The following is a 25,960-nucleotide window of genomic DNA, read 5'->3' as shown; positions in this document are numbered from 1 at the left end:
TAAACTACAAAAGTATATTTGAAATCTAAGTGTAATTCCTGTAAAAAAAGACATCTTTTTTATTATTGGATGTGGACTAAACATCATCATTTACAAAAAAATCAAAAAAGCAAGGAAGGGACACGGGGAGCGTCCCTTCTTTGCTTTTGGTTGTAAACAGGAATTTTTATGGGTCTATGTTAAGCCCTATAAGAACGTAACATCAATGTATTTCTTAAGCAACTTCTCCAACTGGCTGAGCACTTTTTTTCTTTAGGAAAAGAGCCAGTGAAGCTACTGCTGCTCCTATTCCTACAGGATATCCCACTGAAGTAGGTAGTGTAAGTCCTTCAGGTGCTATAATTATATACGTAGTAACAACTGCTGTCATAAATGTAGCCGGTACTGCTGAGATCCAGAAGTTCTTGCCTCTTTGTGCTAGATAAACTGACCCAGCCCATAGAACTATAGTCGCAAGAGTCTGATTTGACCATGCAAAATATCTCCAAATGATTCCAAAATCCATAAAGCAAAGTGCGATACCAACTGCAAACAACGGAAGCGCTATAAGGAATCTATTTTTTATAGGTCCTTGTTTGAAATTTGTAGCATCTGCAATTGCCAGTCTAGCACTTCTAAATGCAGTATCTCCTGATGTTATCGGACAAGCAACTACTCCTAGAAGAGCAAGGGCTCCTCCGACTTTTCCAAGCATTGAATTAGATATTGTATTTACAACGACTCCAGCTGAACCTGCTCCTGCAAGCCCTTCAGTTCCTCCAAAGAATGTCATGGCTGCTGCTGCCCAGATAAGAGCTATAACTCCCTCTGCTATCATAGAACCAAAGAATACTCTTTTACCTTCTTTTTCATTTTTTATACATCTAGCCATAAGCGGAGACTGAGTAGCATGGAATCCTGATATGGCTCCACAAGCAATTGTTATAAATAAAAACGGATAAAACGGTGTTCCCTTAGGATTTAAATTTTGAAGTGTTAACTCAGGAATCTGATATCCTTTTACAAATAATCCAACTGCTATACCTAATCCCATTATAATCAAAGATGCACCAAATATTGGATAAACTTTACCGATTAATTTGTCTACTGGAAGTACAGTAGCTATTATATAATAAATTATGATAATTCCAACCCAAGTCATTTTGCTAACTCCAGGCAGAATACTTGTCAATATTCCTGCAGGACCTACTACGAATACAACTCCTACAAGCACAAGTAAAACAACCGAGAATACTCTCATTACATTTTTTGCACTGGTACCAAGGTACTTACCTACTATTTCGGCAATTGTAGCTCCATCATGTCTCAGAGAAAGCATACCTGCCAAGTAGTCATGAACCGAACCTGCAAAGATACATCCAAATACAATCCACAGAAACGCAGCTGGTCCCCAAAGAGCTCCTGCTACCGCTCCAAATATAGGCCCTAATCCAGCAATATTTAGGAATTGTATAAGGAAGGCTTTTTTCCAGTCAAGTTCAACATAGTCAACACCATCTGCCAACTTTTTAGCCGGGGTAGGATTGTTTTCATCAATTCCGAAAGCTTTTTCTACTACCTTTCCATAGATAAAATAACCACCAATCAGTGTTGCCAGGGAAATTAAAAAAGTTATCATTTTTTTACCTCCATCTTCTATTTATTTATTTTTTATTTTTCTTATACTGGAATTATACCCTTTATATAGGAACAGAATAAACGAAGATGACCCAAAAGGATTTAAAATCAACATGAAATGCAAAATAACGTCATGAACTGCAAGGATTATTTTGCAATAAATAGTTTTCTTATAGAACTTTACGTTTTTTTTTCGGATTTTAAATACTATTTGAGAATAGTAAAGACAAAATTATATTAGTCGATTTATAAAAATCACGGTTTTTATTATTTAGATATATTTAGTAGAGATTAAGTGATTTGCAGGTTAATATTTTCACTTATTCTTGACCTAGTTTAATATATTTGATTTTCTACATGAAATTTATCCTTATTAGTAATTCTATGTTCCTTTTTTACGAGCCATTTTTAAGGACTTATAATTTAAAAAAATAATATTTAATAAAAATTTTTTAAAAAGATCTATTTTTTAGTGAAAGTTTGGTTCAATATAAAATTTATTTCTTCAAAAAAATTCAAAAATTCTTTTCTTTTAATAACTCCTGTAATTTTATATTTGTGAAAATAATATCTTATATTGAAATATGTTTTCTCTGGTGTTAAGATTCCCAAATAGGTCAATGATTTCTAAGGGGGAAACAATTTTGGATATAAGGGAAAAAATCATAAAGTTAAAAAAAGAAAAAAATGCCGTAATTTTAGCACATTATTATCAAAGGGGAGATATACAGGATATTGCCGATTTTGTAGGTGATTCTTTTTATCTCGCCCAAGTTGGAAAAAAATCTGATGCAGAAATAATTGTATTCTGTGGAGTTCGTTTCATGGCTGAAAGTGCTAAAATTCTTTCACCTGAAAAAACCGTATTGCTTCCATGTTATACAGAAGCCCCATGCTGCATGGAATATATGGCAACGCCTGAAGAGATAATACAATACAAGGAAAAATATCCTGAGGTGAAAGTTGTTACCTATGTAAACTCCTCTAGTGCTGTTAAAACAGTTTCTGATGTATGCTGTACTTCTTCTAGTGTAGAAAACATAATCAATAATCTAGATGCAGAAAAAATACTCTTTGTTCCTGATAGAAATCTAGCAAGCTATGTACAGGAACAAATTCCACATAAAAAAATAATCCCATGGGATGGATGCTGCAATATACACGATGCTGTCAAAGTCTCAGACATAGAAAAGGCTATAGGTGAAAATGGAAAAGATCTGATAATAGTAACCCATCCAGAATGTAAAAAAGATATACGAGATATGTCCCATTATGTGGGAAGCACCAGTGGAATATTGAACTATGTCAAAAATAGCAACGATAAAAGATTTTTGATAGTTACAGAAAAAGGTATCTATCATCAACTGATAAAGGATAATCCAGATAAAGAGTTCTTTTTTCTTCCTATGCTTTGTAAAGCCATGAAGAAAATATTTCCAGAAACAATCTTAGAATCTCTTGAGACAATGAATGGAGAGATTATATTAGACGACGAAACAGTCACTAAGGCTGCAAAGGCTCTTAATAACATGCTTTTATTTTCGAAACCACGGGGTGAGTAGTTTGAAGACAGATGTATTGATAGTAGGTAGCGGTATAGGGGGACTTTATACTGCACTAAACTTAGATGCCCAATTAAATATCACTATAGTAACAAATTCTAAGATAAGAGACTGCAACTCCTATCTAGCCCAAGGTGGTGTAACCACAGTAATTCCAGATGATGAAGATTCCTTTATAGAGGACACGCTAGCTGCAGGACATTTTAAAAACAATCACGAAACCTTAAAAATTGTAGCCAGAGAGTCCTGGAAAAATATCAAAACTTTAATTGATATGGGAGCTGAGTTTCAAAAGAACGAAAATGGGGAACTAAAATTTACAAAAGAAGCCGCCCACAGTAAAAAAAGAATCCTTTTTCATGGATCTGAAACTGGTAAAATGATCATGGAAACTTTGATTGAAAACATTGAAAAAAGAGAAAATATAACCATCCTTGAAGACAGTGAACTTTTGGATCTTAAAATCTTTAAAAACTCTGTCTACGGTGGATTTTTCAGGAGTAAGAATAAAAACTTTTCAGTGGACTCAAAAATAGTGGTACTGGCAACAGGAGGTATAGGGGGTCTATTTAAGAATTCTACCAATCACGAAAATATAAAAGGAATCTCCCTGGCTCTAGCCCAACGACATAATATAGAAGCAAAAGATATAGAGTGTATTCAGCTACACCCTACGGCATTAGATGATTCAAGTAAAAAAAGATTATTTTTGCTTTCAGAAGCCCTAAGAGGTGAAGGAGCTGTCATCAGAGATGCTAAAGGAGAAAGATTTGTAGATGAATTGCTTCCAAGGGATAAAGTAACAGAATCTATTATAAAAAGAAAAAACAACAATAATAATTATCAGATATACTTAGACGCCACTGAACTTGACTCTGATTACATCAAAAATAGATTCGAAGGTATATATAATGAGTGCTTTGAAAGGGGATATGATATAACTACTGATCTTATTCCCATAAGTCCGGCACAGCATTATTTCATGGGAGGAATAAAAACAAACCTTAAAGGAAGATCAAGCTGTCAGTATCTATATGTAGTGGGAGAGGCTGCCTGTACAGGACTACACGGAAAAAATCGTCTGGCTAGCAACTCACTTCTAGAAGCTTTGGTTTTCGGAAGAAAGGCTGCTTCTGATATCAATATACATATAAAGGATATAACTTTAACGGAGAACCTGGCATCTGAAGACGAGTGGTGCCCTGAAAAAGCAGCAAGAGAAATTATAATTAGACATAGAGGAGATTTGAAAAATGAATTACGTCATTATTGATGATATAATAAAAAATGCTCTTTTAGAGGACAAGGTTCACGATGATATCACCACAGAAAGTATCACTTCTTTAGACAGCAAGGCAGAAATTGACCTGATCTCAAAAGAAAATGGGAAGATCTGTGGATTAAATGTTTTTTCACGAGTCTTTGAAATTTTGGGAGATGTAGACATAAATTTTATAAAAAAAGAGGGAGAGCTTGTAAGAAAAGGAGAGATTATCGCCAAGCTTACTGGGTGCACTAGAGTACTATTATCTGGAGAAAGAGTAGCTCTAAATCTTTTGCAAAGAATGTCAGGAATAGCAACTGCTGCATACGAAGCTTCTGAAATACTAAAAGAATACGGTATAAAAATATTTGATACTAGAAAAACAACGCCAGGGCTTAGATATCTGGAAAAATATTCTGTCTTAACAGGAGGTGGATTCAACCACCGTTTTGATCTGTCAGATATGGCCATGGTAAAGGATAACCATATTCTTGCTGCTGGTAGCATTAAAAAGGCCGTGGAACTGATAAGGACAATACATCCTTTTATAAAAAAAATCGAGGTTGAAACTGAAAGCTTAGAACAGGTAAAAGAAGCTATCGAAGCAAAAGCAGATATTATCATGCTAGATAATATGGAGGATGAACTTCTCAAGGAATGCATCAATTATATCAATGGTAGGGCCATTATAGAGGTCTCTGGCAACATGGATGAAAAACGGCTTCAAAATTTGAAAAAATTTAAAATAGATTATGTTTCAATGGGGAAACTGACTCACTCTGTAAAAGCTTTGGATATAAGTATGAAAAACCTTAAAATTTTAAAATGAAATTCAGTTTTTTTCCTTTTTAAGATAAACAATCATTTTTTCTAGACCTTAACTTAATTGACCTTTACGTGTTATAATCAAAGAAAAGGTTTCATTGAAAAAGAGGTGAAAAAGATGCGATTGTTATTAGTTATTATATCTATAATCCTTACAGGGTGTAGCATGGTTAACTATGAAATAGACAACATAACTTATACTGCTAAAGGAAAAAATCAGCGAGTAAAATTTATAATTTTGCATTATACTGCCTGTAATGACAAAATATCTATAAAGACCCTGACAAAGGAAAATGTTAGCTCTCACTACCTAATAACGACTCTTAGATGGGATCCTATATTTCAACTTGTTTCTGAAAATGAAAGGGCCTGGCACGCAGGTTTTAGCAGTTTCAATGGGAGAACCAACCTAAATGACACCTCAATAGGAATAGAGATAGTAAATCTTGGCTTTTCAGAAGTAGACGGTGAACTTCAATTCTATTCTTTTGAAGAATCCCAGATAAGAAAAACTGCTCATCTGCTGAAAAAAACATCTAAAAAATTTAATATAGAACCGACAAATATCCTTGGACACTCAGATATAGCCCCAGGTCGGAAATCCGACCCGGGACCTAGGTTCCCTTGGGAAAGGTTATACAAAGAGTTCGGTATAGGGGCCTGGTATGATCATGCTGACTATAATTTTTATTATGATTCTGCCATATTTGATATCTACTCTATAGAGGATATACAATCTGAGTTTAAAAAATACGGTTATGATATGGAAATCTCCGGCCAGTGGAATGAGAAAGAAAAAAATGTTCTGAAGGCCTTTCAGATGCATTTTAGACCTAAAAATATAAGTGGCCAGATGGATTTAGAAACTTTTGCTATAATAAAATCTCTCAATCATAAGTACCGATAAACTTTTAGTTTCAAACAAAGTAATTTATAGCCATGGAGGTTTATTTTGAATAGAGAAAAATTTTTATCTGAAAATAAAATACACTTTTCTTACCACGAGTTTTTTGATTATGAAACACTAAATTTTATAGAAAATATTCTAAATATTATAGGAGAAGATTACACCCCTATAAAAGAGAATATTTTCAAGGTGTTTAGGTATGACTTAAACCAAGCAAAAGTTCTCCTTTTAGGTATGGACCCCTATCCGCAAAAAGGTGTGGCCACGGGTCTGTCCTTTGAGGTAAAACTTGATTCCTGGGGAGACCCAAAGGTAAACACCTCTCTAAAAAATATGCTTAAACTCATATATAAGAGTTACTATGGCGAAATTCTCAGTATAGAGGAGTTGAGAGAAAAGATAAGCAAAAGAGAGTTTAGGATTTTATCACCGGACAAACTATTCAAAGAATGGGCCAGTGAGGGAGTGATATTTCTCAATACTGCACTCACCACAAAAATAGGAAATGCCGGGGCACATATAAACCTGTGGAAGCCTTTTACAGAAAAACTTTTGAGTTTTATAGGGAAAAAGAATCCAAATCTCACTTACCTTTTGTGGGGAGGAAAGGCCCAGAAATTTGAAAAATTTATTGTTTCTGGAAAAATAGTAAAACATAACCATCCGGCCATTTGCGGGAAACTATATAATCCTCAAGACTTTTTAAATGGTGTCTCGTTTATTGAAACAAAAAATGATATCGATTGGATAATGGGAGAAGAAATATGAAAAAGACTATATTACTTGGAGACAGCATAACAGAGTGGAATCCACTGAAGGACAATAATATCATAAATATGGGGGTAGCAGGCGATACCACCAGGGATATTTTTTGGAGAATCGATGAGGTTAAAAGTATAGAGGCTGAAAAAGTGATTTTTATGGCTGGAATAAACGACATACTGATGAATTTCCCATTTGAAAAGACCTGTGATTTTTATAATAAAATAATGTCTTCTTTAAAGGAAAATTTTGATGAGATAATATTAATGGGAATTCTTCCTGCAGTTGGAGACGGTAAACTTTCTATAAACATACTTCAAATTAACAGGTTTATAGAGGACCTAGCTAAAGAAAACAACCTGATTTTTTTAGATATATCAGAACTTTTCTTTGATGAGGAGGGTTCTTTAAACCTTTCCCTCTATACAGACGGACTTCACCTATCATCAATGGGTTACCAACTTCTCAATAATGAACTTTTAAAAAATATATAAAATACCAAAGATCTTTTAGGTTTAGACCTCTGGCAAATTAAAGTTTATTATTTTTATTCCTTACCTAAAGAAAAAACATTCCAGTTTTCAAGATACCATATAATGGTCTTTTCTATCCCCAATGAAAAATCTGTTTCAGGGTAAAATCCAAGTTCCTTGACTGTTTTATTAGGATCAATAGCATATCTCACATCATGTCCAAGTCTATCTTTTACAAAGGTTATCAAGTCATAATTTATTGTTTTCAAGTCTGTTTTCAAAATAGTTTGATATTTTGGATTTTCTTTTATTACACAGTAAAGTTTGTCTATTATGATTCTGGCTATGTCTATATTTTGCTCTTCATTGAATCCCCCTATATTATAGACTTCTCCGTCTCTCCCATTATTTATAACCATATCTATTCCCCTGCAATGATCCTCCACATAAAGCCAGTCTCTCACCTGTCTGCCATTTCCATATATTGGAATTTTTTTCCCTTTTATTATATTTTTTATAATCACCGGTATAAGTTTCTCTGGGAATTGATAAGGCCCATAATTATTTGAACATCTTGTTATATTGACAGGTATATGATAAGTCTCATGATAAGCCCTAACAAGCATATCCGCAGATGCCTTTGATGCAGAGTAGGGGCTTCTGGGATTAATTGAAGTTTTTTCAGTAAAAAAATCCTTTCCAAATGTCTTGGGTATTACAGGTCTTATTTTCAATAACTCTTCTATTTCTTCACATCTGACTTTTAATTTTTTCCCGTCAGGATAATCAATTTTTAAATCCCCATAGACCTCATCGGTAGAAATCTGGACGAACTTTTTTCCTTCAGTGTATAGAGGATAGCCTTTTTCATCTGTTCCAAAAGACCAATGCTCCTTGGCAGCATCCAATAAAACTTGTGTACCCATTATATTGGTCTTAAGAAAAATGCCTGGATTTTCTATGCTTTTATCCACGTGAGATTCTGCTGCAAAATTGACTACATAATCAATATTTTCCTGTTGAAATATCTTTCCTACCATATCACTGTCGCATATATCTCCTTTTATAAAGCTCACCCTAGGATCTTCTAAATTATCTTTTATATTCTCAAGGTTTCCTGCATAAGTGAGCTTATCCAAGATTATTATATTTATTTTTTCATATTTTTTAAGCATATATTTTAAAAAGTTAGCCCCTATAAATCCGGCTCCCCCTGTAATTAAATAAGTTTTCACAGATCCCCTTCCTTTATCTCTTCAAAAAATCTATCTATGGAATTTTTCCATTGAGGCATTTTCTTTCCTGTAATTTTTTCTGCTTTTTGGTTAGAAAGCTTTGAATACCTGGGTCTTTTGGCAGGAAGATTGAATTTTGAAGTCTTTACTTTTAATAATTCACCCTTCCATCCAATTTTTTCCAATATATACTTCCCCTCTTCATACTTACTGGCTGTACCGGTATTAGACAAATGATAAAGTCCATATTTATCTGAATTTATAAGTTTCCAAGAGTATTCTGCTAAATCTTTTGCATAGGTCGGTGAAGATACCTGATCTTCTACCAGCTCTATTTTTCCTCTTTGTTGTGACCAGTTTATTACATTTTTGACGAAATTATTGTTTCCCGTACCAAATACCCAAGAGGTTCTTATGACAAAGATCTTGTCACAGGCAGTAAAAACACGTTTTTCTCCTTCTGCCTTTGATTTGGAATAAACACTCATCGGGTTAACAATATCAGATTCTGTATACGGTTTCTTTTTTTCTCCGTCAAATACAAAATCACTTGAATAGGTCACAAAAACAGCTCCTATTTTTTTAGATTCTAAGGCTAAGTTTTCAGGTGCCAGGCAGTTTACTGCGAAACAATTTTCCGGTTCCATTTCAGCCCTATCAACATCATTATAGGCGGCACAGTTTATTACAAAATCTATATTTTTCCCATCGAGAAAGTTTTTCACAGCATTTATATCTGTAATATCCATTTCCCTGTGTCCCGGGGCAATATACTCTACGCCGAGTTTTTTAAAGAGTTTCTGGAACTCACTGCCCAGTTGACCTTTTCCTCCTGTTAAAAGAATCATTTTGCTCCTCCTAAATACTCCTTAAAACTAGGCTGATCCATGTCTCTTTCTGACAAAATCAGATTTTCTTCCTCTAATCCAAATTCTTTAAAGGGCCATTTTATGCCGATATCAGGGTCATCCCAGTTTATACCTGAATCAAACTCAGGATAATAAAAATCAGTGCATTTATACTGTATCTCTGTATCATCATCCAAGGTTAAAAAACCATGGGCAAAGCCTTCTGGTATATAAAAAAGCTTTTTGTTTTCCTGGCTTAGAATTAAACCATGCCATACACCAAAAGTCGGACTTTTTTTCCTCAAATCAACTGCCACATCCCATATGCTTCCTCTTGTTACCCTTATTAACTTTCCCTGAGAATGCTCTTTCTGAAAATGAAGTCCTCTCAAAACTCCTTTTTTTGATTTTGAGTGATTATCTTGAACAAATTCTAAGTTAAAACCTAGTTTTTCAAAATATCTCTTGTTGTATGTCTCCATGAAAAAACCTCTCTGGTCACTTAATACAACTGGGTCTATAATTATCAAATCTTTTATTTTCGTTTCTGTTATTTTAAATTTTGTCATTATTTATCCTCGTTTCTAATCTATCCTTATTTATAAGTTTTAGAAGATACTCACCGTAATGGGACTTCATAAGGGGCTTGATCTGATTTCCCAATTGTTCTTTGGTAATCCAGCCGTTATTGTAGGCAATCTCTTCTAGACAGGCGATCATAACTCCCTGTCTGGCTTGTATTGTTTTTACAAAGTTAGCTGCATCTAGCAAGGCATCATGAGTTCCTGTATCAAGCCAGGCCATACCTCTTCCTAGATTTGATACTTTTAGCTTTCCTTCTTTGAGATACATTTTGTTTAACTCTGTTATTTCTAACTCATTTCTTTTAGAGGGTTTTATTCTTTTGGCTTTTTCCACAACTGTATTGTCGTAAAAATAAAGTCCTGGAACTACATAATTTGATTTGGGGTTTTTAGGTTTTTCTTCTAATGAAACTGCCCTTCCCATTTGATCAAATTCTACAACGCCGAAAGATTCAGGATTATTTACATAATAACCAAAAATAGTGGCTCCATTTTTTATAGATGCAGCCTCTTTCAACATACCTGTGAGACCATGCCCATAAAATATATTGTCTCCTAGAACAAGGGCACAAGGTTTATTTCCTATAAACTCTTCTCCTATTATAAAGGCTTCTGCCAGGCCATTGGGTTCTTGCTGAACAGCGTAGGATATTTTAAGGCCGTAGTTAGAACCATCACCTAACAACTCTTTAAATACAGAAATGTCTCTCATCGTTGAGATGACAAGTATCTCCCTTATGCCAGCTAGCATAAGTACCGATACTGGATAATATATCATAGGCTTATCATAAACAGGTATTATCTGTTTTGATATGGATTTAGTTACTGGATACAATCTTGTTCCTGTCCCACCAGCAAGTATAATTCCTTTCATAATTCCCTCCGAAAATCTGACTTATTTCAAATCTGGCATTAAATTATTAAGTGTCACTCTATATGAATAATTGTACATTAACTGAAATTATCTGTCCAATTAATTCTAATAGTCGGCTAGTATAAAAATAAAAATCCTTTCTGAAGCCATAGTTCAGCGCAGCAACATTTATTAGATTAGCTATTCAGAATGCCGATTCTATTTCGGTTTTATATTAACCACAAAAGTAATTGTTGCTGAAACCATAACCCAGCTATGCCACAAATGGGAATGCCAGGAATGATGTAAAACCAATTCTTTTCTACGGCACAGAGACCCGATATGGGCTTTGTTTTACGTTAGACAAAATTTGATAAAAAAAACCAAAATGATAGCAAAAATACTGTGTCTAACATGGTTTTTTTCATCATTATATGCTATAATTATTTGAAATATATTAAAAAAAATATCGGCAAACCATTGGAAACAATGGGACGCAAAACTATAGGGCCTTTAAAATGGCAGCCAGTTCCCGAGGAAAAATTCTTTGTCCCTTTTTTAAAGTATGGATTTCTTTCCATACTTATTTTATTTTTGAGGAGATTTTTAGCTATGAAGAAAACTGTCTTATTATTTTGCTTTTTAATAGTTCTATTTACCGGATGTAAAGCTTACAAAGAACCCATAAGGATTTCCATTAATGGCTGGCCCCCCTGTGAACTATGGTATATAGCACAAGAACAAGGATACTTTGAAGACATCCCTGTTGAGATTATAAGATTTTCAACCTGGTCAGACTCCATAGCTTCTCTTTATGCTGGAAAAACAGACTTGACACATTCTACTTATTTGAACACAATGCGAAATCATAATAAAGGCGAGAATGGAAAAATAATACTCACTACCAGCCGTATAGACGGAGCAGACGGCCTCGTAGTAAAAAATTATATTAACGATTTAAAAGAACTAAAGGGTAAAGAAATAGCTGTAGAGGTAGCTACCGATGAACATTTTTTGTTGTACAAAGCCTTGGAAAAAATAGGGATTTCGGATAAAGATGTAAAGATTATCTCCACCACATCTGAAAAAGCGATGAAGCTCTTTGTAGCTGGCGAGGTGGATGCATGCTTCACCTATGACCCCTTTATGAATCAGGCTGCTAAAAATGGAAATGGAAGGGTGGCAATAACTACAGAAGATATCGATGGATACAACGATGCTATTATAGCTAAAACTAAGACTTTAGAAAAAAGACCTGAAGATTATAAAGTCCTCATAAATGCATGGTATAAGGCACAGGAATATGTCATAAATAATCCAGATGAAGCCTATAAATTAATGGCCTCTAAAGAAAATATGTCTGTAAAAGAGTTTCAGGCTTTTTATAATAGCTTTTATTTTTTTACTCCTAATGAAAATAAAACAATGTTTTCTGCTGGAGTATTAAAAACCCATATAAATGAACTAAATGAATTTTTACTTAAAAACAACCTCTTGCAAGATCCAGTAAATGCCATAGATATTTATTCTGAAGAAATAATCAATAATATTACAGATTGAATTCAACTTTAGATTTTCAAAAAAATAATAACAGGTGAATAAAATGAATATAATAAGGAAAAATTTTATAAAGTTTTGTCTAAAAATCATCTTAGGGATAGCTATCACAATGACTGCTGTATCTATCTTAGCATCTTTTCTGTACCAAAATTTATTCTATGATTATATTCAAACGAATACAGAGAAAGAAATCTCTGCTATACTGGACAGTGTAAATTTATCAAGTTCAATTTTGATGCAAAACAATGACTTCTATGATCTTCAGCGTATGACGGAAAGTATAGGGGCTAGTGGTTTTATTAAGGAAATTACAATCTATGATAAGAATAAAAATATTATCGCTTCAAACATAATTTTTAATGAATCTGACGGTTTGCATACTGAAAATTTAGATAATCTTTTCAGTGGCAGAAAGCTTAAATATATAAAATCTGATTTTTCTAGCGACACTTTGGTCATGGCCATTCCAGTTAATGGAAGTAGGTATAGCATAATAAATAATAACGATATCACAGGAGTTATTTATATAAAATCCGATATTGGTTCTATAAAAGGACTTTTAATGAATTTAAATAATTCTTTTCTTAAAACAGAATTTATAATAGTAATACTGCTTTTGCTTTGTATTATTGGGATAGTGACCTTTAGCCTTTTCATTCCCGCCTCAAAACTCTATAAGGCGGCTCAGGCAGTTTCAGAAGGAGACTATTCCTATCACGTAGATGAATCTAAAGGAAGGGAATTTTACCCTTTAATCAAGGAATTCAATAACATGACCAAAAAAATAAAAACAAGAGATGAAGAGTTAAAATTACTTCATGATAAATTAAAAGGTCATAATGAAAATCTTGAAATTAAAGTAAATAAGCGAGATATGGAGTTAAAACTTACCCAGGATATCACAATTAGAAGTCTGGCTTACCTGGCCGAAACCAGGGATAATGAAACAGGAAGTCATATTTTCAGGACCCAGCACTACGTTGAAACACTGGCTGAATATCTTAAAGACAATCCAAAATTTTCTAAGGTGCTCACCCAAAAGAATATTGAGTTGATGTTTAAATCAGCTCCTTTACATGATATTGGAAAAGTAGGTATATCAGACAGCATTCTTTTAAAACCTAGCGGCCTCACAAAAGAGGAATTCGAAATAATGAAAAAACATACAATTTATGGCAGAGAGACCATCGAAAAATCTGAAAAATTCATTGGGAATAAATCATTTCTGTCTTTTGCCAAGGAGATTGCTTATTCTCACCACGAAAAATGGGACGGATCAGGATATCCAGAAGGACTTTCTGGAGAAGATATCCCTTTATCAGCCAGAATAATGGCCATCTCAGATGTCTATGATGCCCTTGTCAGTAAAAGACCATATAAAAAAGCATTTACCCACGAAGAAGCTGTCAGAATAATTTTAGAAGGAGATGGAAGAACTTCTCCTGAACATTTTGACCCTGATATACTCTCCGCTTTTTCTAAAATACACCATAAATTCAACGAAATCTATAATAATCATCCTGATGGTGAATAACTATATTAAGTTAAAAAAGGGTTCCACATGGAACCCTCTTTTAACTTACAAGCAGAGATTGCTCTTCTAATAGCTCTAAAAATTTTTCAACTAGGCAAGGATCAAATTGTGTACCTGCACAACGTTTCAATTCTTTTTCCGCCTCTTTTTGATTCATTTTTCTTTTATAGGGGCGGTCACTGATCATTACGTCATATGAATCTAATATAGAAATTATTCTAGATTCATATGGAATTTTTTCACCCTTAAGTTTATTGGGATATCCTTCTCCATCCCATCTCTCATGGTGTCCTAATATTCCTTCTGCCAGATGGGATATTTCTGGGCATGATTTTGCTATTCTGTATCCTATTTCAGAATGTTTTTTTACTTGTTCCATCTCTTCTAAAGTTAACTTGCCAGGTTTTGAAAGTATCTCTTTAGGTATGGCAACCTTTCCTATATCATGTAATGTTGCGATGGCAACCAGCTCTTCAATCTTAGAATTTGACAATTCCAAAACTTTTCCAAATTTTTTACACAGTTTAATCATTCTTCCACTGTGCTCATCTGTTTCAAAACTATTTTCATATAAAGTAGTCTTTAGAGAAGTTATTATAGAGTTCCTCATGCTTTTACCTGACATCAATTTATTTTTATACATTTTGTCTTCTGCAGTTTTTAAAATCTCCCTGAGATCCTGAGATTCATCATTCTTTGTAGCTTCACCAAGTGAGATACTTATCTTAAAAGGCAGCTCATCATATTTTTCACACTCATTCATTATTCTGTCACATACTTTTTGGACATTAGTTTCTGTAACTGTGGGAAGTAAAATTACAAACTCATCTCCACCCCATCTAGAGATGATATCTTCTTTGCGACATGATTTTTTTATACACTCTGCTGCTGCCTTTAGCAGTTCATCTCCGATATAGTGACCAAAAGCGTCATTAGAGAGTTTTAGTCCATTTACATCACCGACAATAATACTTATTGGAAGCTGTCTCTTTGTGTCGAGTCTTTTCATCTCCTCTTCAAAATAACCCCTGTTATATAATCCTGTCAGACTATCATGAAAGCTTAAATATCTTATTTTTTCTTCTGAGAGTTTTCGCTCTGTTATATCTCTAAAAATTACTAAATAAGCCTCTTTACCCCTATACTCGATAGTCCCTGAGCTCAATTCTATATATATTTTTTCCTTATCTCTATTCAAGAATACTATTTCCGACTTCCCTGTAAAGCCGCTGTCCATGTAATTCCTAAACTCATAATCACTATCTGAAGATATATTATTCATAACAGAGTTTCCTTCTAGCTCAGAAACAGTGTAATTCAATATCTTTCCCAAGGGAGGACTTACATACTCAAATACCCCATCTTTTATAATGGCTATCCCGTCATTTGCCTGCTCGACTACTGTCCTGTATTTTTCCTCACTTAATCTTAGAGCATCTTCAGCTGCCTGTTTTTCTCTCACAACTCTTTGCTTATCGAGAGCTCTCATAATTATCAAGACCAGTTCATCATACTCTATAGGTTTATTTGTATAGTCAAAAGCTCCAAACCTCAAGGCCTGAACTGCTGTCTCTATTGCCCCGTGGCCAGTGCTTATTATTACTTCTATCTCAGGATAGTTCTTTTTTATTATTTGCAAGACTTCCATTCCGTCCATTCTCGGCATTTTTATATCTAATATTACTACCTGGATATTTTCATGTTCTTTTTCAATGACCTCAAGACCGTGAATTCCGTCCTCGCCTAAAAGAACCTCGTAATCATCTAGCATAAGAAGTTTTTTCAGACCTTCTCTGATCATTTTTTCGTCATCGATTACAAGAATTTTATTCTTCATTATCTTCCCCTTCCGTACTTATAGGCAACTTAATGGACAGAGTTGTTCCCTTTCCTTCCTCACTGGAAACATCTATTCGTCCCTTATGACTTTCTATTATCCCATAACTTATGGAAAGACCTAGCCCAGTTGCTTTACCCACTTCTTTGGTAGTATAAAAAGGTTCGAATATCTTCTCTTTTACTGCCTTAGACATCCCTATACCATTATCAATTATATCAATACACGCCCATTGATTCACCAATGAAGTTTTCATTTCTATTTTTTTTCTCCATACATGAAGTTTATTGTGATCAGAAATCTCTTTTTGAGCCAAAGCATCCTTAGCATTAGACAGGGCATTTATTACGATCTGTTCTATCTGATAAGGTTCTCCAATTATTTGTGGGATGTTAAGGTCAAAATTCCGTATAAGTTCAATATCATTCAATCTTAGCTGTTCTTCCATGAGGTTCAGCGCATTTTCAGCACTTTCATTTACATTAGTTGGCTTAAACTTCTGGAGATCCTGTCTGGCAAAGGTTCTGATATGAACTATAACCTTGGACATCCTTTTTATGAGCCCCTCTATATTCTCAATTGTTTCATCTATTTCAGTATCACTCAAAAGATCCCTTTGCTTTAATTTTTTCATATTGGTAGTGCATAGAGACATCCCTGCCAAAGGTTGGTTCAGCTCATGGGCCAATCCTGCTGCCATCTCTCCTAGAGTAGCCAGTTTTGAAGTTTGAAAAAGCTGACTTTGAACTTGATTTATCTCTAAAGTTCTTTTCTCTATTCTTCTTTCTAATTCTTCGTTTATCTTTGAAACTATCTGGGAGTTTATCTTGAGTTCCCTGTCACGATAGAGTTGATTCCTGTAGAGAATTATTCGTTCAACTGCCTGTTCTATTGCTATTAGCACTTCGTCTAGGTCGATGGGTTTACGCAGATAATTTATCGCTCCCTTTCTAAGGGCGTCTATAGCTAGACTTTCATCTCCAAAACCGGTCATCATAATGACCTCGATATCCTTCTGGAACTTTTTGACCCTTTCTAGTAGCTCTATACCACCCATAACTGGCATCTCTATATCTGCTATCAGAATATCTATTTTGTTATTATTTATTATCTCTAGGCCCTCTTTCCCGTTGTTTGCTGTAAAGACTTCATATCCCTCTTTGGTTAATATTCTAGACAATCTTTTGGTGGCATTTTTATCATCATCTACTAGCAGGATTGTGTGCCTGTAGGTAAGGTCGGCATTTTCAGTTATTTTTTCCATTGCCCGGCCTATAGAGGTATTGAGTTCCTCATAATTTATGGGCTTTTCCAGATAATCTATGGCGCCTCTTCTGAGAGCCTTTATAGCTTTATCCTGGGAACTGTATCCTGTGATTATTATTACTTCCACAGAGGGCCATTTTGATTTTACTTTCTTTAGCATATCAAGTCCATCAATATCTGGCATAAATATATCTAAAAGTATAATATCGATTTTATTTTTACTCAGTATTTCTAGTGCGTCCTTTGAATTTCCAGCTATAAACGTAGGAAAAAAGTTTCTCTTCAGCTCTTTCTGAAGTTCACTGCATATAGTAGGATCGTCATCAACGATAAGTATTGTTCTAGACATTTTAATTTCTTCCCCCTATAAACACGAGACCTCTTTCTTCTCTTTCCCCTTCTACTATTAATACTATTTTGATTATTATTATTTTAGTAGAATCTTCAGAATCCAGTTTGATCATCTTTGATCTTTTATTTTTAAACATAAAATCTATGTCTTCTCTAAACCTTTCCATATCTATCTCTCTAATTCCCAACTTCTCAAAAAACTCTTTATCTATTTTTTCTGGTAAAAAATCATTCTGTTTTTGAAAATATTGGTTTGCAAATCCAACATCAAGTTTTTCATCAAACAGTACATAAGAAATGTTCATAATATCTATAAGATTCAGTACAAGACCACTTTGATCTTGCTCGCTGTTTTCAGAAAATTCAATGTCATAACCTCGCTCACTTGAAATTCTTTTCATTATCTGCTTGGTAAGCTCTAATTCTCTGGTTTTATAATAATAAGATCTTTGCAGCTCTAGTTTGTCTATTGCCTTTTGAGTAGACAGTAGTAACTGTTCTAGGTCGATTGGTTTGGATATAAAATTAATGGCACCATTCCTCATAGCTTCAACAGCATCAGCCTCATCTCCAAATCCTGAGAGTACAATGAATTCACAATCACTGCTTATCTTTTTCACCTCTGAAATGAATTGCAGACCGTTCATTATAGGCATTCTTAAGTCTGTCAAAAGTATATCTATCTTATTTTCAGAGAAAATTTTAAGCCCTCTTTCTCCGTCAGGAGCGGTAAATACCTTGTAACCCTCTTTTATATATATCTTCCCCAATTTCTCTCTTGTTTTTTCATCATCTTCTAGGATGAGGATGCTATTTCTTATGGTTATTTTCTTTCTATCCTGTATTTTTTCTTTGGCTCGTCCCAAGCTTACAATAAGCTGGTCTATATCAATTGGTTTTTTTATATAATCAAGTGCCCCGTCTCTCAGAGCTACTATAGCCATATCGATATCTCCATGGCCAGTGATAAGTATTACTTCGGTAGTTTTAGACATCTCCTTTATTCTGTGCATAACTTCAATGCCATCAATTTTAGGCATTTTCACATCTGTGATAACTACATCTGGTCTCTCACTTTTAAAGAGTTCTAGCCCTTCTAGGCCGTCTTGAGCCGCTATAACCTCATAGCCCTCTTTTTCTATTACTCTTTTTAGTCTTTTTCTTGCCATTTTGTCATCTTCCACCAACAATACTTTTATATTCACTTATTTCACCTCGTTTCCAGTTAAGGCAGGCAATGTTATGATAAATTTTGTCCATTGCCCTTCATCTTCTATTTCGATTCTTCCGCTGTGTTCTTCGATTATTTTCTTTGAAATACTTAAACCCAGACCTGTTCCTTTGCCCGGTTCTTTTGTGGTAAAAAAGGGCTCAAATATTCTCTCTTTTATATCTAAAGGGATCAGTCCGCCGTTATTTTTTATAGATACTGAGACCTCATTTTCTCCATTTATAAAACTCTCAATCTCTATTTTTTTATTTTTACATTCTTTCTCTTCTAAGGCATGTCGTGCATTTATGAGAATATTTGTAAATATCTGCTCTAAACCGATGGAGCTTCCCCACACTCTAGGCAGTTCTTCATTGAGATTTTTTACTGTATCTATATTTTTTGTCTTTAGCTGCTCACCAATAAGAAGAAACATATTTTTTATAGGGTCATTTATATTAATTTTTTCCATATTCATATTGCTGTCGAGACGTCTTGTAAAAATTCTCATATGATCTATTATTCTCGCCATTTTATTGATCTGCTCTTCCATGTCCTCTATACTCTCAGGAATCGTCTCTACCTCTAGCCTGTCCTTTGCCACATCTCTCAATATATCCTGGCAGACAATTTTCATATTATTCAAAGGCTGATTGAGTTCGTGAGCTATACTTGAAGTAAGTTCCCCTAGAGCACTTATTCTCTCCGTATGAATTAATTTAGAGGTGGCTTCCTTTAATTCTTTGTTTGCTTTTTCAAGCTTTATCTGATTTTCTTTGCGTTCGGTCATATCACTAAATACAATGCTAGATGCCACATGCTTATCTTTAATGATTATAGGTGACCCTATTACTACCAGCTCAATGAGCTCACCATTTTTACCCTGACGAACCACCTCTTTTAAAACCTGTTCACCCTTTTTGACTCTCTCAATATTTTCTGTTATCTCTTTTTCATTCCCCTGTGGAGAAATTAAGTCTGACAATGGTTTTCCTATAGACTCGTCGGGACTATATCCAAAAAGTCTGCTGAACTCCCTGTTAATATAGGTAATCTCACCTTTGTTGTTGATTAATATCATTGCAGATAAAACATTATTAAAAATTTCCTGAAAATACTCTCTTTGCATTCTAGCCTTCCCTCCGTGGTATAAATATTTATATAAATTTTTATACTAGTTTAAATTTTTTATCATATTTTTTTATTATTTATAAGTTGCCTCAGTGAGATATATTTTATTATCAATCAATATATCTACAATTTTAGGTGGAAATTGTGTCCCCTTGTTTCTTATTAATTCTTCTACACCCTCTTCTATAGATATGGCTCTTTTGTAAGGTCGATCTGATGTCATGCTAGGAATCCGCCACAGCTATTATTTGGGACAATAGTGGGATTTCATTTTCCTTCAACCCCTCTGGATATCCTTTTTTGGGTAGATAGAATATAGGATGTATGAGAGTTTTCAACAGTTGTATAGATCAAATTGTCTAAAACTAGTATCCATACAAGTCCCCAAAATACATAATTTATGACTATTATAAAAGCTTTCTTTGACTTAATGTGCATTATATAAAATCCTTTTTACAAATTTATAAAAAAAAATACCCTTCACTTAGAAGGGCATAATTAAAATTGAGCACAGGAATACAAAAGTGTAATACACTTTCGGCAACTGGCTACCATCTTACAGGCCCTATAGCTTTGCGTCCCTTTGTTTCCAAAGGTTTGCTTTTTTCTATATATAATATAATTAAAGAATATATTACACTTAATTTTCTGATTTGTCAATTTACTTTTATTTTACCCTAGTTTCCTAAACATATGCGTTCTGATTCAATAGTTTATATCCTGTTTTCCACAGTTGATTCTCTTTCTTTATGGACAGGTATAAAAATTCTCTAAAAAACTTTAATTTGATCATTAAATTTTCCCCATAACATCAAGGAAATCAAATTAAATTGGGTAAATTATTAGAAGAGGTGGTACGCTATGACTAAGATGTGCAAATGCTGCAATAATCTAAAGGGCAAAGAACTTGAAAAATATATTGAGTTGATTGGTGACGGGAGATTTATATGTAAAAAATGTGGTCATCTTGCTGCAGACAAAAAAAATCTCTGTCTTCCTGTTGAGAGATTAGGAGCTTTTATAGAAAATCCTGAAAGTAATTCTGAAAAAACAAAAAAATCCAGTAAGTTTGAAAAAAAGCTGGTAAAAGAATTAAAGGTTAGTGAACTTCGTGAGATAATAAAAGACGAGATAGAAACCTTTTCAAAGTCAAATGCTGAAACAGAGAATACAAAACAAAATGACTAAAAATTGACAGATCATTTTCAATAAAAGTATAATACCATCATTATAAAAAAATGACTGGAGGTTTATTATGAAAATTATAATTTTAACTTTGACAATGCTTCTATTTACAGCCTGCTCGGTACTGATGGTCCCTGTAAAAGCAGTTACAACTGCAGTTGATGTGGCCCTTTGATCTCTACTTCAACCTGAAATATTTAGGTTAAAAAGAAAAAGGACAATTGTAAAAAGTTTACAGTTGTCCTTTTTATATTAATGGGTATTTTTCTTTGTAACTATAAGCTGTTTCCCGAAAGCCTCTCTGAATCTTTTTCCTGACATAAGCACTCTGCTGATCTGAACATCGAGGAGGTCCTCATTTTCTATATGAAAAGTAACACTTTCATCATCCACCTCTATACTCAGCCTCTCACTATCTAAGAGAAAAACCCTGTTGAAAATCTTTGAAATCCTCAGCATAACTGAAAGCTTCTCCATAACCCTTATATCCTTCTTCCCCAGTATGCTGCCGTAATCCTTTGCCATATCATTAAACTTATCCTGCTGAGAAACTATAAGAGCAGCCATCAATAGCTTCCTGTGTTTTATGCCCTTTAGTCCCGAATTTATTATCATATAAAAAGAATGAAGAGGACCGTCGTAATAATTTATATTGACTCCCACTCTTCCGAGATATGAAGCTGTCTTTATGACCTTCTCCTCTATTTCCGGTATTCCGTGAAGAGGCTTCATAGCTTCAAAAATTTTCATGAATATTTTATAAATTCTCTCTCCTTTTTCTTTTGAAAGATCAAAATGTTCTACCACATCTAAAAGAGAGCTTTCAAAGACATTTTCCACATGTTTTCCATACTCATTGAGCTTCTGATACAAAACTCCCTCTCTAATACCCGAACCACTTATTATGACCATTTCCAATTCTGTAAACTTCAGAAGTTCCACTACAGCACACAAAGCACCTGTGAATATATCGGCTCTAGATTTTGAAAGTCCTGGAATCTCCAGTTTATGCAAGTAAGTTTTTCTCTTTACATATTCAAATATCTCGCTCACATCTCCGTCTTTAAGACTGTAGTTATGAAGAATATTCAGTGGATATTCACACATTACAGAATGAACCTTTGCCATATTTCTTATGGTTCCTCCAACCCCTATAAGAGGTAAATCTCCAACCTCCTTGAGCCATGGGACTTTTTCATATTCGCTTATTACATGATTTTTAAGTTTCTTTTCTGCATAATCAGTGAGTCTTTCTTTTACTTTGGCCAGTTGAGCCAGGGTAACAGACCCGAAGTTAAGACTTACCCACTTATAAACTCGTCGATTTTTAAACCACACTAGCTCTGTACTAGCCCCTCCCATATCTATGAGAAGTCCCTCTGCTACATCTAATGTATTTGTCGCTCCAAGAAGAGAATAATAAGCTTCTTCTTCTCCTGAGAAAATATTTATCTTCATCTTGAGTTCTTTTTCCACCTTAGCTATCAGGCGGTTAGAGTTTGTAGCATTTCTCACTGCAGCAGTTGCAAATGCTATAATTTCGTCGGTTTCATTCTGGTCGCATATTCCCTTAAATATCTTCAGAGTATGATATGCCAAATTTATTTTTTTTAACTTCAATTTTCCTGTATTGTTTACTCCCTCTCCTAGCCGTACACTCTCCTTCACATCTTCTATTACAGAGAAATTTTTGGCAGGAGAAACATTAAAAATAACAAGCCTTATAGAGTTTGAACCTATATCTATAATCCCTATTTTTTTCATAAATCTATTTCCCCCCTAAACCGAGTATAATTGAGCCCGTAACTTTTTTTGATCAGAAAGCAGTTTGTGATATTTTACTCTTAAATAGAGTATAGTAGAGTTTATAAAGTAAATCAAGAAATTAATCCCCGAAGTTTTTATTCTCTCAAGAATATTCCTTGCAAAATATATTCTGTTTTTCTTTGTTAAAAATTATAAGTTTGACATTATTTCTGCTTAAATCCTTAGAAAAAAATAGAGTATTTTTATTTTTTTCTCACTGCCTTTTCAAGCTCTTCGATAATTATTTCCATCACTTTTAGCCTGGCATAACGCTTTGAGTTCCCTGGAATGACATGCCACTTTACGTCTTCTGTAGATGTCATAGTTATCATATCTTCTACTGCCTCCTTATAGAGGTCCCACTTTTCCCTATTTCTCCAGTCTTCATCTGTTATCTTCCAACTTTTATATGATATTTTCTCTCGTTCTCTAAAACGTCTCATCTGCTCATCCTTACTTATATGCAGCCAGAATTTTAGTATAACAGCGCCGTCATCTACCCACTGGGACTCCATAGAATTTATTTCCTGATAGGCCCTGTGCCAGTCTTTTTCTTTACAAAAGCCCTCTACTCTCTCTACGAGAACTCTTCCATACCACGTCCTGTCAAATATTGTAATGTGACCTCCCTTGGGAAAATCTTTCCAGAATCTCCATAGATAATGATGTTTTTTTTCAATATCATTTGGAGCAGCTACAGGGATAACATCATAGCCCCTGGGATCTAGCCTGTCTACAGTTCTCTTTATATTTCCTCCTTTTCCAGCTGCATCCCAGCCCTCATATGCTAACACCACCGGAATTCTTTTTTCGTATATTTCGTGCTCTAGCTCCATGAGCTTTCCTTTGTATTTTCTCAATTTTTTCTTATAATCTCTTCTGTTCACTGACTCCATCAAATTTATACTATCTAAAGAAAAACTCTTTTCCTTTAAAGGGATCATTTCCAAACTGTCTTTTTCATATTGATTTATACTTTTTTCCAAAAACTCCGCAGTATTTTGAAATATCTGAACCTTGGCACTTTCAATATCCTCAGAGCAAATTATATTCCATCTGTCTGTTTCACTTTGTGTATTTTTAAGAAGTTCCCTATATTCTTCTAAAATTTCATCATAGTTTTTATTACTTTCCCAATCTTCTTTGGTCACCCTCCATGAAGTGGATGGATTCTTTTCCAACTTTTTGAACCTTTTCTTCTGCTCATCCTTTGATATAAAGAGAAAAAACTTTATTATCATTGTTTTCCCATTTTGCAGAATTTCTTCGGTATCCATTATCTCTTTACATCTTCTTTTGTATTCTTTCTTATCTATATCTTTTATGTTTTTAATCACAGAAAAATACCAGCTCCTGTCAAAAATAGCTATCTCTCCTTCACCAGGAAGATTCTTCCAAAACTTCCAAAAGAAAGGTCTTAAGAGTTCCTCTTCTGAATCTTTATTATTTGAATAAACCTTATATCCTCTAGGATCTAAGGCTATCAAAAGTTCATTCATTACAGCTCCTTTTCCAGAGGCATCTAAACCTTCTAAAATAATAAGAACGGGTATTTTTTTTGCCCTAGCAGATCTCTGAAGCTCTCCCAGCTTAATAATAAGAGGCTCCATCATATTTTTATACTCATCTTTCCCTATGTTAAGACAACTTTTAAAATCAAACATATTTCTCCTCCTATGGAAATAATGATTTATTCTGATAAATTCAATACTAATCTCTTTTTTCATATATAAACTTGAGCCAATTACAGCTTTTATAAATTTAATAAAATTAAATTATTATAGTTTTTCTTATTTTTACTTAAAAACCCTCTTTTTTAAGGATAAGAAATGATGTATACTAAATTAAGGATAATCTCATACTTTTTTTAGAGTTTTTAAGAATAAAACAAAATAAAGGCAAGGTGATATATTTGAAAGAAAGATCAGAATATTTAATAATCGGAAACGGGATTGCAGGTATCTCTGCAGCAGTGTCTCTTAGAAATAAAGACAGCGAAGGAAAAATAACTGTGGTGACAAAGTCACCAAAACCTTTTTACTACAGAATAAGGCTTATCGAATACTTAGCCGACAAGACAGAGTTTGAAAAACTTGTCGGATACGGTGAGGGGTTTTATCTAGACAAAGATATCGATGTGAAACTCGACATGGAAGTGACAGATATTGACTCAAAAAATAAAAAAGTTACCTTTGAAGACGGAAGCTCTGTAGAGTATAATAAACTTCTTTTAGCTACAGGAGCAAGGCCTAGATACCCTAATATAAAGGGAATCAAAGAAAAAAAAGGTGTTTTGAAATTCCGGGGAGTAAATGACAGTGATGAAATAGCAAATCATGTAGAAATCTGCAAAGAGGTTGCCGTTTTAGGAGGAGGCCTTTTAGGTATAGAGACAGCATTTTCACTGCTCAATTTAGGTAAAAAAGTTACCGTTATAGAGACAGCACCTCGTCTTCTTCCTAGACAACTAGATGAAGAGGGATCTCGTATACTTCAAAAAATCCTAGAAGAAAAAGGGATAAATTTCATTCTTGGAAAAAATGTTGAAGAGATATTAGGCGAGGATTGTGTAAAAGGTATCAAGTTCGGAGACGGAGAAGTATTTCAAGTCAAGAGTCTTGTTTTATCTGCAGGTATAACTCCTAGACTAGAATTAGCAGAAAGTGCAGGAGTAGAAATAAACAGAGGAATTGTTGTAAATGAATATATGGAAACAAGCATAAAAGATATCTATGCAGCGGGAGATTCTATAGAATTTCAGGGAACTCTCTATGGACTCTGGATACCTGCAAAAGAACAGGGGGATGTAGCCGGTAGTAATATGGCCGGAGAAAAATCCAAGTACAACCCTATAAGTTCTGAGACAAGACTTAAAGTTTCTGGTATTTCATTCTTCTCAGGTGGAAATATAGAACCTATGGGAGCACATATTTATAAATATAATAAAGAAGGAATCTACAGAAAATTCTTTGTCCGTGACGAAAAAATAGTAGGGGCAATTCTTTTGGGTGATGCAAAAACAGCTATGAAAGTTGGAGGATTTATCAAAAACCGTGAATCTACAGATGTGATTTATGGACTCTACGAATAATAACACTTATAGGGCAGGAAAGTTCCTGTCCTTTTTTTATGAAAACATTTTGCTTGTGT

The 25,960-nt window shown here is 34.1% G+C and carries 22 protein-coding genes and 2 riboswitches; of the genes, 10 read left to right on the top strand and 12 right to left on the bottom strand.

Going from position 1 to position 25,960, the window contains the following annotated elements; genetic code table 11:
- Nucleotides 1-214: 214 nt before the first annotated feature.
- Nucleotides 215-1,618 carry a carbon starvation CstA family protein gene (locus ILYOP_RS11905; RefSeq protein ID WP_013388745.1) on the bottom strand — a complete coding sequence of 468 codons (1,404 nt, stop codon included), beginning with the start codon at nt 1,616-1,618 and terminating at the stop codon, nt 215-217.
- Nucleotides 1,619-2,261: 643 nt separating this feature from the next.
- Here ILYOP_RS11905 and nadA point away from each other — a divergent pair.
- The 6 genes from nadA (at nt 2,262) to ILYOP_RS11875 (ending at nt 7,431) form a co-directional block, all read left to right on the top strand.
- Nucleotides 2,262-3,179 carry a quinolinate synthase NadA gene (gene nadA / locus ILYOP_RS11900; RefSeq protein WP_013388744.1) on the top strand — a complete coding sequence of 306 codons (918 nt, stop codon included), beginning with the start codon at nt 2,262-2,264 and terminating at the stop codon, nt 3,177-3,179.
- The gene (locus ILYOP_RS11895; protein ID WP_013388743.1) at nt 3,172-4,452 is read left to right on the top strand and encodes an L-aspartate oxidase; all 1,281 of its coding nucleotides are present in this window, start codon (nt 3,172-3,174) and stop codon (nt 4,450-4,452) included. Before nadA ends, ILYOP_RS11895 begins: the two co-directional genes overlap by 8 nt.
- Complete coding sequence (gene nadC, locus ILYOP_RS11890) at nt 4,433-5,272, top strand: carboxylating nicotinate-nucleotide diphosphorylase (RefSeq protein WP_013388742.1); 840 nt, start codon at nt 4,433-4,435, stop codon at nt 5,270-5,272. Before ILYOP_RS11895 ends, nadC begins: the two co-directional genes overlap by 20 nt.
- A gap of 114 nt (nt 5,273-5,386) precedes the next feature.
- Nucleotides 5,387-6,175, top strand: coding sequence for an N-acetylmuramoyl-L-alanine amidase (locus ILYOP_RS11885; protein ID WP_013388741.1), 789 nt, complete (start codon nt 5,387-5,389; stop codon nt 6,173-6,175).
- 45 nt (nt 6,176-6,220) lie between these two features.
- The gene (locus tag ILYOP_RS11880) at nt 6,221-6,943 is read left to right on the top strand and encodes a uracil-DNA glycosylase (protein ID WP_013388740.1); all 723 of its coding nucleotides are present in this window, start codon (nt 6,221-6,223) and stop codon (nt 6,941-6,943) included.
- Nucleotides 6,940-7,431: a GDSL-type esterase/lipase family protein gene (locus ILYOP_RS11875; RefSeq protein WP_013388739.1), complete on the top strand. Its 492-nt coding sequence runs from the start codon at nt 6,940-6,942 to the stop codon at nt 7,429-7,431. Before ILYOP_RS11880 ends, ILYOP_RS11875 begins: the two co-directional genes overlap by 4 nt.
- A 53-nt stretch (nt 7,432-7,484) precedes the next feature.
- On the opposite strand, the gene ILYOP_RS11870 is transcribed toward ILYOP_RS11875, so the two are convergent.
- From ILYOP_RS11870 to rfbA, 4 genes are read right to left on the bottom strand one after another with little or no spacing between them, the layout of a single operon-like run.
- Nucleotides 7,485-8,645 (bottom strand): dTDP-glucose 4,6-dehydratase, encoded by a 1,161-nt coding sequence (locus tag ILYOP_RS11870; RefSeq protein ID WP_013388738.1) that lies wholly within the window; start codon nt 8,643-8,645, stop codon nt 7,485-7,487.
- Nucleotides 8,642-9,493 carry a dTDP-4-dehydrorhamnose reductase gene (gene rfbD / locus ILYOP_RS11865; RefSeq protein WP_013388737.1) on the bottom strand — a complete coding sequence of 284 codons (852 nt, stop codon included), beginning with the start codon at nt 9,491-9,493 and terminating at the stop codon, nt 8,642-8,644. The genes ILYOP_RS11870 and rfbD overlap by 4 nt, the downstream gene beginning before the upstream one ends.
- Nucleotides 9,490-10,062, bottom strand: coding sequence for a dTDP-4-dehydrorhamnose 3,5-epimerase (gene rfbC / locus ILYOP_RS11860; protein WP_013388736.1), 573 nt, complete (start codon nt 10,060-10,062; stop codon nt 9,490-9,492). The genes rfbD and rfbC overlap by 4 nt, the downstream gene beginning before the upstream one ends.
- Nucleotides 10,049-10,951, bottom strand: coding sequence for a glucose-1-phosphate thymidylyltransferase RfbA (gene rfbA, locus ILYOP_RS11855; RefSeq protein ID WP_013388735.1), 903 nt, complete (start codon nt 10,949-10,951; stop codon nt 10,049-10,051). Before rfbA ends, rfbC begins: the two co-directional genes overlap by 14 nt.
- Nucleotides 10,952-11,391: 440 nt before the next feature.
- Nucleotides 11,392-11,467, top strand: a riboswitch (cyclic di-GMP riboswitch).
- A 75-nt stretch (nt 11,468-11,542) separates the two neighbouring features.
- Here rfbA and ILYOP_RS11850 point away from each other — a divergent pair.
- Together ILYOP_RS11850 and ILYOP_RS16205 are read left to right on the top strand one after the other, a co-directional pair.
- Nucleotides 11,543-12,490 (top strand): ABC transporter substrate-binding protein, encoded by a 948-nt coding sequence (locus ILYOP_RS11850; protein WP_013388734.1) that lies wholly within the window; start codon nt 11,543-11,545, stop codon nt 12,488-12,490.
- Between the two features lie 43 nt (nt 12,491-12,533).
- A complete protein-coding gene (locus ILYOP_RS16205; protein WP_013388733.1) occupies nt 12,534-14,024 on the top strand; it encodes an HD domain-containing phosphohydrolase in 1,491 nt (496 codons plus the stop codon).
- A gap of 40 nt (nt 14,025-14,064) precedes the next feature.
- Here ILYOP_RS16205 and ILYOP_RS15310 read toward each other — a convergent pair whose 3' ends face one another.
- From ILYOP_RS15310 to ILYOP_RS15880, 5 genes are all read right to left on the bottom strand, one after another.
- Entirely contained in the window at nt 14,065-15,861 is a 1,797-nt protein-coding gene (locus ILYOP_RS15310; RefSeq protein ID WP_013388732.1) for an HD domain-containing phosphohydrolase, read from the bottom strand.
- Nucleotides 15,851-17,476, bottom strand: a complete 1,626-nt coding sequence (locus ILYOP_RS15305) for a response regulator (protein ID WP_013388731.1) — start codon at nt 17,474-17,476, stop codon at nt 15,851-15,853. Before ILYOP_RS15305 ends, ILYOP_RS15310 begins: the two co-directional genes overlap by 11 nt.
- A 1-nt stretch (nt 17,477) precedes the next feature.
- Nucleotides 17,478-18,683: a response regulator gene (locus ILYOP_RS15300; RefSeq protein ID WP_013388730.1), complete on the bottom strand. Its 1,206-nt coding sequence runs from the start codon at nt 18,681-18,683 to the stop codon at nt 17,478-17,480.
- Nucleotides 18,684-19,817, bottom strand: a complete 1,134-nt coding sequence (locus ILYOP_RS11825) for an ATP-binding protein (RefSeq protein WP_013388729.1) — start codon at nt 19,815-19,817, stop codon at nt 18,684-18,686. It lies immediately after the preceding gene.
- A gap of 75 nt (nt 19,818-19,892) precedes the next feature.
- A complete protein-coding gene (locus ILYOP_RS15880) occupies nt 19,893-20,042 on the bottom strand; it encodes a hypothetical protein (RefSeq protein WP_187288128.1) in 150 nt (49 codons plus the stop codon).
- Nucleotides 20,043-20,355: 313 nt separating this feature from the next.
- A riboswitch (cyclic di-GMP riboswitch) is annotated at nt 20,356-20,431 on the bottom strand.
- Nucleotides 20,432-20,680: 249 nt separating this feature from the next.
- Between ILYOP_RS15880 and ILYOP_RS11820 the strand changes: the two genes are divergently transcribed.
- Entirely contained in the window at nt 20,681-21,007 is a 327-nt protein-coding gene (locus ILYOP_RS11820; protein WP_013388728.1) for a hypothetical protein, read from the top strand.
- A 249-nt stretch (nt 21,008-21,256) separates the two neighbouring features.
- On the opposite strand, the gene ILYOP_RS11815 is transcribed toward ILYOP_RS11820, so the two are convergent.
- Together ILYOP_RS11815 and pap are read right to left on the bottom strand one after the other, a co-directional pair.
- On the bottom strand, nt 21,257-22,768 hold the full coding sequence (locus ILYOP_RS11815) for a Ppx/GppA phosphatase family protein (protein ID WP_013388726.1): 1,512 nt from the start codon (nt 22,766-22,768) through the stop codon (nt 21,257-21,259).
- Nucleotides 22,769-23,013: 245 nt separating this feature from the next.
- The gene (pap, locus tag ILYOP_RS11810; RefSeq protein WP_013388725.1) at nt 23,014-24,474 is read right to left on the bottom strand and encodes a polyphosphate:AMP phosphotransferase; all 1,461 of its coding nucleotides are present in this window, start codon (nt 24,472-24,474) and stop codon (nt 23,014-23,016) included.
- Nucleotides 24,475-24,722: 248 nt separating this feature from the next.
- Here pap and ILYOP_RS11805 point away from each other — a divergent pair, with 248 nt between their 5' ends.
- The gene (locus ILYOP_RS11805) at nt 24,723-25,901 is read left to right on the top strand and encodes an NAD(P)/FAD-dependent oxidoreductase (protein WP_013388724.1); all 1,179 of its coding nucleotides are present in this window, start codon (nt 24,723-24,725) and stop codon (nt 25,899-25,901) included.
- Nucleotides 25,902-25,960: the final 59 nt, after the last annotated feature.

It is taken from the genome of Ilyobacter polytropus DSM 2926 (assembly GCF_000165505.1).
Classification (GTDB): domain Bacteria; phylum Fusobacteriota; class Fusobacteriia; order Fusobacteriales; family Fusobacteriaceae; genus Ilyobacter; species Ilyobacter polytropus.
This window is presented reverse-complemented; position numbering and strand designations above follow the sequence as displayed.

Excerpts from the sequence above, each read along its gene's own strand:
- ILYOP_RS11905 (WP_013388745.1), bottom strand. The coding sequence starts at position 1,618 with ATGATAACTTTTTTAATTTCCCTGGCAACACTGATTGGTGGTTATTTT.
- nadC (WP_013388742.1), top strand. The coding sequence starts at position 4,433 with ATGAATTACGTCATTATTGATGATATAATAAAAAATGCTCTTTTAGAG.
- ILYOP_RS11885 (WP_013388741.1), top strand. The coding sequence starts at position 5,387 with ATGCGATTGTTATTAGTTATTATATCTATAATCCTTACAGGGTGTAGC.
- ILYOP_RS11875 (WP_013388739.1), top strand. The coding sequence starts at position 6,940 with ATGAAAAAGACTATATTACTTGGAGACAGCATAACAGAGTGGAATCCA.
- rfbD (WP_013388737.1), bottom strand. The coding sequence starts at position 9,493 with ATGATTCTTTTAACAGGAGGAAAAGGTCAACTGGGCAGTGAGTTCCAG.
- rfbC (WP_013388736.1), bottom strand. The coding sequence starts at position 10,062 with ATGACAAAATTTAAAATAACAGAAACGAAAATAAAAGATTTGATAATT.
- rfbA (WP_013388735.1), bottom strand. The coding sequence starts at position 10,951 with ATGAAAGGAATTATACTTGCTGGTGGGACAGGAACAAGATTGTATCCA.
- ILYOP_RS11850 (WP_013388734.1), top strand. The coding sequence starts at position 11,543 with ATGAAGAAAACTGTCTTATTATTTTGCTTTTTAATAGTTCTATTTACC.
- ILYOP_RS16205 (WP_013388733.1), top strand. The coding sequence starts at position 12,534 with ATGAATATAATAAGGAAAAATTTTATAAAGTTTTGTCTAAAAATCATC.
- ILYOP_RS15310 (WP_013388732.1), bottom strand. The coding sequence starts at position 15,861 with ATGAAGAATAAAATTCTTGTAATCGATGACGAAAAAATGATCAGAGAA.
- ILYOP_RS15305 (WP_013388731.1), bottom strand. The coding sequence starts at position 17,476 with ATGTCTAGAACAATACTTATCGTTGATGACGATCCTACTATATGCAGT.
- ILYOP_RS11825 (WP_013388729.1), bottom strand. The coding sequence starts at position 19,817 with ATGCAAAGAGAGTATTTTCAGGAAATTTTTAATAATGTTTTATCTGCA.
- ILYOP_RS15880 (WP_187288128.1), bottom strand. The coding sequence starts at position 20,042 with ATGACATCAGATCGACCTTACAAAAGAGCCATATCTATAGAAGAGGGT.
- ILYOP_RS11820 (WP_013388728.1), top strand. The coding sequence starts at position 20,681 with ATGACTAAGATGTGCAAATGCTGCAATAATCTAAAGGGCAAAGAACTT.
- ILYOP_RS11815 (WP_013388726.1), bottom strand. The coding sequence starts at position 22,768 with ATGAAAAAAATAGGGATTATAGATATAGGTTCAAACTCTATAAGGCTT.
- pap (WP_013388725.1), bottom strand. The coding sequence starts at position 24,474 with ATGTTTGATTTTAAAAGTTGTCTTAACATAGGGAAAGATGAGTATAAA.